Genomic DNA, 8,429 nt, shown 5'->3' with positions numbered 1-8,429 from the left:
GAACGAAACAGCCCTGCCTTTCCAAGGGGGGAAAATAAAAAGTCTAATTCCCTCCCCTTAGCAAGGGGAGGGTTAGGGTGGGGTTCTTTTATACTGGTGAAGGAAGCAGATTCTTAAGTATTAACCAATAACTATTAGCTATAAAAAATTTACCGCTAAAGACTATGACCGATTTTTATCAGTAGCCTTTAGCGGTTTAATAAATATGAGATTGATTTCGTGAAGGTATAAAATCAGTGGAACTAACTCAACTAGGGTGGACAATAGTCGCAATCTATAGTCTATTCTTGTAGTGTTTATGCATCCTATTTTTATAGCTAGGCAGGCATTCTTGGCTGTGCGTTCAATAACCTCCAATAAAAAGTAGAGTAGATGAAAATCAAGACGAAAACACAATATATTTAGGATGTACTAAAGAATAGCGATCGCGTAAATACTAAAGCGGTTAGGCACTAGCTTTAATATTTTTTTTTGGCTGATTAAAATCTTTACCTGTGCCTTGTTTATAAGTTAGCACCCTTATTCTGAATTTAACCAGTTGTTTACCAAAATTAATTGCTGTTTACTTTTTGCAAACTATTGACAATCAGCTTTATATTATTGTGAGTAATTACTCTCATTGATATAAATTTTATTTACGCTTAAATCTGAACCATTTTTTAAACACTTGACAAATACGATCGCATAACGGTTCAGATTTTGAATTACCTTTCTTATATACGGGTTTGTATTGGTATCTAGAATAAGCTGCTGGAGTTTTGCTATACTTACCCCGAAAATCCATTTCCAGTTGTGCAGCTTTGGTTAAATCTGCTGTAGCACGAAGTTCATAACCAAGCTGGGAACAAAGCAACCCTCGGTATTTATAGGCTTCAATGTAATAAGGGTTAATGCGAATCGCTTGGGTAAAATCATTAATCGCATCTTCGTATTTACCTAATCCCACATTCTCAACCCCATATTCATAAAACCTTTCTGCATTTGATGCTTTCTGTTGTGGATTGGTTTTTTTCGGGTTGACTTTCGTGCTATTTCTTGGTGGGGGAGAATATTGAGAATTATTTTTATTTGGTGAATTTTGATAATTTTGGGGTTTGGCTTTTGTTACTGGATTGCTGGAAGGAGGATTTACAAAACTTGACGCATCTGACTTCAGCTTTCTATAAGCCCCATTAATAATCTTAATCCGTTCCTCAGCCTGTTGCTTTTTCACAATATCAGTAAAGCCATCAGGATGCCAAATTTTCACCAACTGCCGATAAGCTTGCTTGATTTCCTCCTGCGAAGCACTTGGCATCAATCCGAGAACCTCATAAGCACGATAAATATCCATGCGATCGCTCATAATTAGGAAAAAGCAACAGGTAAATATATTTTAACAACTAGAGACTGACAAATGCCTAATCCCCAATCCCACTAACCATAATAATTAATCATTTACCTTCTTCATCGGTAGCTGAGTGCGTCTACCTGTGCCATCGCTGCCATTATTAATCGGAGTCAACATAATAGTGCGATCGCTACTGCCACTTGCTAAAGTTTTACCATCTGGACTAAAGGCAACACTGAATACTCTATCTTCATGTCCGGTATAACTACGTATAACTTTAGCTGAGTCTATTTGCCAAATTTTAACGGTTTTATCTCTACTACCACTGGCTAATGTCTTCCCATTTGGGCTAAATGCTATCGTATAAATACGGTCTTCATGTCCAGTGAATGTATTAATTTCTTTACCATTTTCTATATTCCATAGTTTAATCATTGTATCCCAACTACCGCTCGCCAAAGTCTTGCCATCTGGACTACAAGCAACTGAACAAACATCATCGGTATGACCGGAAATAGTGAGAAACTTATAATGCTCTAAATGCCAAATTTTAATAGTTTTATCTTTACCACCACTTACTAGAATCTTACTATTAGGAGTAAAAGCAAGACACAAAACATCATCGGAATGTCCTTTTAAGGTATCGAGTTCTTTGCCAGATTCCACTGACCAAAGTTTAATATCTTTGTCTTGACTACCACTTGCTAAAATCTTACCATCAGGACTAAATGCAACAGCATAAACTCGCTCATAATGACCTTTTAGTGTGTAAATTTCTTGACCAGTTTGTACATTCCAAATTTTAATAGTTTTATCATCACTACCACTAGCTAATAATTTCCCATCGGGGCTAAATCCAACAGAATTAACTCCTCCTGAAGATGAATTACTATGATGTCCAGTTAAAGTACTATATTCTTGATTACTAAGATTCCAGATATTAATTGTTTCATCGTAACTACCGCTAGCTAACAAATTTCCATCTGGATTAAAAGTGACTGATAAAACTAAATCAGAATGTCCTTTGAGAATTTGTGTTGAATCGATTGGTGATGTGGAGAATTTGTTAGTATTTAATGTTTCATTACTAGTCGATTCAGGAGTATTTGTAGAAGTATTTGTAGAAGTATTTGTAGAAGTATTTTTAGAAATACCTATTTTACTTGGGGAAAGCTTTTCAGGAGTCTGATTTAAATTAGTTTGTGATTTGGGAATATTTGATGGGATATTGGATGAAGATGAAATAATTGGTGTAATATTACTTTCTCTCTCAGGTGGATTAGTTGGATTAGTAAGATTACTAGTAATTTTTTCTATGGAATTATTACGTTGATCGAGTCTTGCTAAAAACTGCGAAATAGCTCCCTTAACTTCAGTAATATCATCTTGTGTTTTCCTCATTAACTGCTGATGATTGAGTTGTAATTGCTGTATTTGCTGTTGAATATTATTAAAATATTGTGTCAGGGTATCGACTTGTCCCAAACGTTGATTAATCGCATTCACATTTGCTTGTTGATTTAATTGAATTTGCTCAATTTGCTTACTCGAATTAGCACTGAGATGCTGTGTTAAACTATCAACTTTTGATAATCTTTGATTAATTCCATCAATACTTCTTTGTTGAGTTTTGTGGAATTCTTCTAATTGCTGCTGCGTTGAATTCAACTGTTGATTAAAACCATTGACTAAAGCAGTAACATTCAACTGCTGATTTGTCTGAAATTGTTCAGCTTGCTTTGAAGACGCTGTATTTAATTGTTGCGTCAATACATCAATTTGTGCCAGTTTTTGATTAATCGATTGAGCATTTTGGGCTTGATTTTGGCGTAACTGATCCATTTGCTGCCTCATGGCATTAGACTGTTGAGTAAAACTGTCAACTTGAGCCAAACGCTGATTAATAATATTGACATTTTGCGCTTGATTCTCACGTAATTGTTCGAGACTCTGTTGGTTTGCTGCTAACTGTTGGACAAAATTATCAACTTGGTTGGTATTGACTTGTTTTTGAGAAGCACTCAATGAAGTATCTACTTGACTAAAACGCTTATTCATGGTAAGGATATTTTGCTGTTGACTTTGCCGCAATTGTTCGAGTAGTTGCTGCGTATCTTTCAATTGTTTGCCTAAATCATTGGATTGATTCATGCGCTGATTCAGAGCGATCGCAAAATTCTGCTGGGTTTGTTGAAGTTGCCCAATCTGCTTTTGGAGAGCATCAAACTGGGACAAACGTAGATTAATCGCTTCTACATCTTGTTGTTGAAGGTTACGTACTTTTTCGACCTGTTGCTGGGTAAGATTCAACTGTTGCTGGGCAATGCTCAATTCCGGATCGACTTTAACCTTTTCACCAATAGAATTTTCTTGACGTTGTTGTAACTTTCGTAACCTTTGCTGACTAGCCAAATTCAAAGCGACACTAACAGTCAAAGGAATAATCGCATAAGCATAATCGTAACTAATCCAAGCCGCTAATACCCCCCATATTGAGAGTCCCATCGAGAGATATTCAACAAATTCGAGAATGCGGCTTTTAGTCATGGTTGTTTTACAACACTTGTAAAAGTAGAAAAAACTCCATAGAGTCAGGTTTGCGAGTTACTTGTTGTCAGGTAATCTAGGGAACTAGGAGTTAGAAGTTATGAGTTGTGAGTTATGAATTCTGAGTTAAGAGTTGAAAATTATGAATGTTCCTGGAGAGCTTAGAGGTTGTTTGAAAAGTCTCCTTCTATGTCATGCTGTAGCTTGCTACTTACAGAAGCCGCTTGCGCGTCTACCCGCAGGGTGGAACGTACTCCGAAACGGAGAAGTAAACTACGCGCAGCGTGTCGCTTTGCGACTCAGCGCGTACGCTCCACTTGGTTTCGCTCAGAATGACAAATTATACCTTCCCAAACTTTTCAAACATGCTCTTAGACAAAAAGCAAATTTATTAATGAGTATGCACAAAACTGCTTTTTTCATAGATATTTGCTTGCTAAACAAGGTATTTTATCTAGAAACAGGCTTTTGGAGACTTCGCGCATAAATCCTATTTATAACTTTTCACTCCTAACTCCCCAATCACCTTTTCAATGCTTCTCACCAAAGTCAGTGAAGTAAACCTATGTTATCTATATTGAGAAACTCGCTTCTGTCACTCCAAACACCTCACAGTGGTTATCACTGGGATAAAAGCGATCGCCGTTTTTTTGAGGGTTGGTACTATCGCATTACCCTTCCCGCAGAAAAACAAACTTTTGGCTTTATGTACTCCATCGAAGATCCAATTGGTGGAAAACCCCACAGTGGAGGAGCAGCACAAATTCTCGGTATCGATGACGAGTATCTTTGCCGCACTTTTTCTAATGTCAATAAATTTTGGGCAAGTCAGGATAGTTTGGCTTTAGGACATTGGGGAAAAACTAATTTACCAACCCCAGCATCAACCCAACCATTTTACCTACTGCCCAATGAGTTCGAGCATTATGTCCAAGAAGGTTATCAAGCAACAGCAACCCTCAATCAAGGCATAATTCACGATCCCGGAACAGGCTCTAGTTGTCGCTGGCAGTATGAAATTGAACCAGTATATGGTTGGGGAAATAAACATAGTTTGCAGCAATCCACAGCTGGCTGGCTCTCCTTTTCCCAGATATTTGAACCAGGATGGCAAATATTGATGGCACACGGGTTAGCAACTGGTTGGATTGATTGGAAAGGCAAGCGTTACGAATTTAACAAGGTTCCTGCCTACAGCGAAAAAAATTGGGGTGGTGCATTCCCCAAAAAATGGTTTTGGCTAAATTGCAACAGTTTTGAAAATGAATCTGATTTAGCCTTAACTGCGGGAGGTGGTAAACGCGGAGTTCTCTGGTGGATGGAATCAGTAGCAATGGTAGGCATTCACTACCAAGGCAAATTTTACGAATTTGTACCTTGGAACTCAAAAGTTACTTGGAACATAGCCGAATGGGGTCATTGGCAAATGCGTGCCCGTAATTCTGAATACGAAGTAGAATTAATTGGCACAACTGATTTACCGGGAACTCGCCTACGTGCCCCGACAGAAGCCGGTTTGATGTTTTGTTGTTCCGACACCATGCAAGGCAAGTTATCTTTAGAACTTCGAGAATTAAGTAGCGGCAAAAGCAAAATCGTCCTGAAAGCCACTAGCAACCTGTGTGGATTAGAAATAGGCGGCAATCCTTGGGATAACTCCTGGCAATCTGATTAAAACTGCTATAATCCTACATAGCAGTTTTTTGGGGCTGTAGCTCAGTTGGATAGAGCGAGCGCCTCCTGAATAATCGGGCACTACAAGGGAAACTTTGTACGTGAATGTGGTTAAACTCGGTGAAACCTAAAAAGTGAAAGATGTGTCTGTAACTTCATGGCAATACCGAATCAAGCCGAAATTAGTACTAAGTGTTGAGCATTGAGTATGGGTATTGAGTGTATTCTAAATACTCTTAACTCATAACCCATAACTATTTCGGAAGGTCGAGAGACTAAACAGCCACCACCTAAAGGTTAAGAGCGATCGCAGCTTTCTTCCTATGGTGAAGATATAGTCCAGAGAGTGGGGAAACTCACACAAATCTGAAGCGCTAGGTCGCCGGTTCGAGACTGGCCAGTCCCGTTTAAAAATAATCAGTAAAGTAGTGGCAAATCCTTTGTCTTCCGTCTAAAAACGGCTAAAATTATCGTGCATCATCCCAAAGTTTGATTTTTGCTTTGTGCCACTCGAATTTTTTTTGCTATAAATTGAATTCTGAAACCTAATTTCTGAAAGTTCTCAGAAATTAGGTTTCAGTCTTGAGCTATTGTCACGCTGTAAAAATGCAACCAAAGAGCTAGTTATCTGGTTTCTGGTGGTGTTTGTAAAACTCAGTTTGAGCAACAGCAAGAGAATTCCCCTGATTATTTCGCCTGGGGTGATTTTCTGTAGTTATACTAATCTAGATAATTAATCTTGTTCAGAGAAAAACTTATATCGGCTACAAGTGTTATATAACCTTGAATAAGTTACTTTTTAAGAGTGTTTCCAATCGGTTGACAATTTTCGCCCTACCGCTAATGCTGCTGTGGGGTTACAAGGAGCTTCAGACTCAATTGATTCAGCCTCAAGCAATTTTGGTTTTGGGTGGTTCAACAGAAAGATTAGAAAGGGAAAAATTTACAGCAACTTTTGCTAAGCAGCATCCAAATATACCAATTTGGATATCTGGAGGTAGTCCAGCAGTTCCTACAAAAAAAGTATTTGCTAAAAAAGGGGTTGATTTAAAACGTCTTCATCTCGACTACGACGCGCAAGATACGGTGACAAATTTTACAACAATTGTTGATGAACTTGAAGCTCGTAAAATTAAAAAAGTATATTTGATTACTTCAGATTTTCACATGCGACGTGCCACAGTCATTGGCGAAATTGTTTTGGGTAGTCGAGGGATTGATTTCAAACCTGTACCTGTTCCTTCAGCAGAAAAATCACCCGAACCGATTGGAAAATCATTTCGTGATGGGGTTCGCTCAATCCTTTGGTTGACGACTGGTTACACTGGAGCCAAAGGAGAACAGCCGAAGGAATAATTTTAGATGAGTTAGGAGTTAGGAATTAGGAGTTAATAAGCATTTCTCAATTCCTTATTTTTCCTGGACTAATACAAAAGGTTGAATAATAAGAGTGTTAAAACGCTTACTGCGGTTTGTGTTCCACTCACCAAGTTGTTTGGTAGAAGGTTTTGTGAGTAAAGCTTCATCCATCCAGACTTGGATATCAGAGGTTTTGTCGGATGCGATCGCAACTCCTACATCAATTAAGTCAACGAGTTGGGAGACTACAATCACCATATCTCGTTGTGCGTGGGGAATCAACCAGTCCCACTCAGCTTCATCAACATTCTCAGATAATTCTGTTCTAATATCTGGCATAATTCCCTACTTTATAGGCTTTTACTGCTTCATTTATTTTTTTATTTTACCCGAATTCTGGAACAATTTATTAACTTATCTTACGGTCAAATAGTTCTACGGACAAAAAACAGTTTTATACGACTGAGAAGATGTTATATTTCCGATTTCATTTCATCAATTTCAAACATGGAAACAATTACACCAGCAATTGGGATTGAGATAAAAATTCCCAACAAACCCGCAACTCTTGCCCCAGCTAATAATGCAAAAAACACAACCACTGGATTTAAATTTAAGGCATCTTGCATAATTTGCGGTGCAATTAAATTATCTTGAATTTGTTGTAAAATAATGCAGACAATCAATACTTTTAAGGCTAGCCAAACACTTTGAGATAGAACAATTAAAGTAACTAAACTAACTCCTAAAGTAGCTCCAATTCCGGGAATTATATCAAGAATACCGATGATTACCGACAAAACCAGAGCAAAAGGAACTTGTAGTACTGTAAAAGCGATAAATGTTGTAATTGTTAAAAATAAAGTTAATGTTAATTGCCCTTTAAAAAATCCGAGAAAATTATTTTTGACAATATGTGTTAAATTTCTTCTTCGTGATTTGGGTATGATTTGAAGGAGAAACGACCACAATTTTTCTCCATCAAGCAACATAAAAAAGGCGACAACGGCAATTAAAATAAATGTGACGAAATTAGTAATAAAACTTTGAAATATTATCAAACTATTAGCCAGAGCGGATACTGCTTGATTTCGCAACTGCTCTTCAAAAACAGTTAAGTCAATTTGTAAATTGCGATCGCGTAAAAATTCCTCTAACTGGTTGGATAAGGGTATTAATGAATTTAAAAAACTAGTAACACTATTAATTAATTGTTGTCCTTGGGATAAAACAGCCAAACCGACAGTAACACTCAATCCTGCCAAAAGAATAATACTTAATAGAAAAACTAAGGTTACAGCGATACCATGCGGTAAATATCGACGCAACCACTCTACGGGATAGCTAAGTAAAAAAGCGAGAATTGCCGCAAACGAAAAAACCACAATTACTGCTTCAAAATAAGCTATCAGTTGGACAATTGCCCAGCCAGAAGCAACCAAAAGTAAAAAGTGAACTAAAGTAGAATTACTTAGTCGTGACCAAAAATTTTTCCTTTCTAAACCATTCATAAGAAGCG

The 8,429-nt window shown here is 37.5% G+C and carries 6 protein-coding genes; 2 read left to right on the top strand and 4 right to left on the bottom strand.

Going from position 1 to position 8,429, the window contains the following annotated elements:
• Positions 1–631: 631 nt before the first annotated feature.
• Both CK510_RS21605 and CK510_RS21600 read right to left on the bottom strand, forming a co-directional pair.
• Entirely contained in the window at positions 632–1,345 is a 714-nt protein-coding gene (locus tag CK510_RS21605; protein WP_095723658.1) for a J domain-containing protein, read from the bottom strand.
• A gap of 84 nt (positions 1,346–1,429) precedes the next feature.
• Positions 1,430–3,877, bottom strand: a complete 2,448-nt coding sequence (locus CK510_RS21600) for a WD40 repeat domain-containing protein (RefSeq protein ID WP_095723657.1) — start codon at positions 3,875–3,877, stop codon at positions 1,430–1,432.
• A 565-nt stretch (positions 3,878–4,442) separates the two neighbouring features.
• On the opposite strand from CK510_RS21600, the gene CK510_RS21590 reads away from it, so the two are divergent.
• Both CK510_RS21590 and CK510_RS21585 read left to right on the top strand, forming a co-directional pair.
• Complete coding sequence (locus CK510_RS21590) at positions 4,443–5,552, top strand: tocopherol cyclase family protein (RefSeq protein WP_095723655.1); 1,110 nt, start codon at positions 4,443–4,445, stop codon at positions 5,550–5,552.
• 782 nt (positions 5,553–6,334) lie between these two features.
• Positions 6,335–6,907, top strand: a complete 573-nt coding sequence (locus tag CK510_RS21585) for a YdcF family protein (RefSeq protein ID WP_373695824.1) — start codon at positions 6,335–6,337, stop codon at positions 6,905–6,907.
• Between the two features lie 54 nt (positions 6,908–6,961).
• Here the strand turns inward: CK510_RS21585 and CK510_RS21580 are convergent, their stop codons facing one another.
• Entirely contained in the window at positions 6,962–7,249 is a 288-nt protein-coding gene (locus CK510_RS21580; protein WP_095723653.1) for a DUF2288 domain-containing protein, read from the bottom strand.
• Positions 7,250–7,383: 134 nt separating this feature from the next.
• Entirely contained in the window at positions 7,384–8,421 is a 1,038-nt protein-coding gene (locus CK510_RS21575; protein WP_095723659.1) for an AI-2E family transporter, read from the bottom strand.
• Positions 8,422–8,429: the final 8 nt, after the last annotated feature.

This window comes from Brunnivagina elsteri CCALA 953 (assembly GCF_002289455.1).
In the GTDB taxonomy this organism is placed as follows: domain Bacteria; phylum Cyanobacteriota; class Cyanobacteriia; order Cyanobacteriales; family Nostocaceae; genus Brunnivagina; species Brunnivagina elsteri.
Note: the sequence above shows the minus strand (reverse complement) of the source record. Positions and strands in the feature narration are given on the sequence as shown.

Bases quoted from the DNA above. Each gene is read 5' to 3' on its own strand.
- CK510_RS21590 (WP_095723655.1), top strand. From the start codon at position 4,443: ATGTTATCTATATTGAGAAACTCGCTTCTGTCACTCCAAACACCTCAC.
- CK510_RS21580 (WP_095723653.1), bottom strand. From the start codon at position 7,249: ATGCCAGATATTAGAACAGAATTATCTGAGAATGTTGATGAAGCTGAG.
- CK510_RS21605 (WP_095723658.1), bottom strand. From the start codon at position 1,345: ATGAGCGATCGCATGGATATTTATCGTGCTTATGAGGTTCTCGGATTG.
- CK510_RS21600 (WP_095723657.1), bottom strand. From the start codon at position 3,877: ATGACTAAAAGCCGCATTCTCGAATTTGTTGAATATCTCTCGATGGGA.
- CK510_RS21575 (WP_095723659.1), bottom strand. From the start codon at position 8,421: ATGAATGGTTTAGAAAGGAAAAATTTTTGGTCACGACTAAGTAATTCT.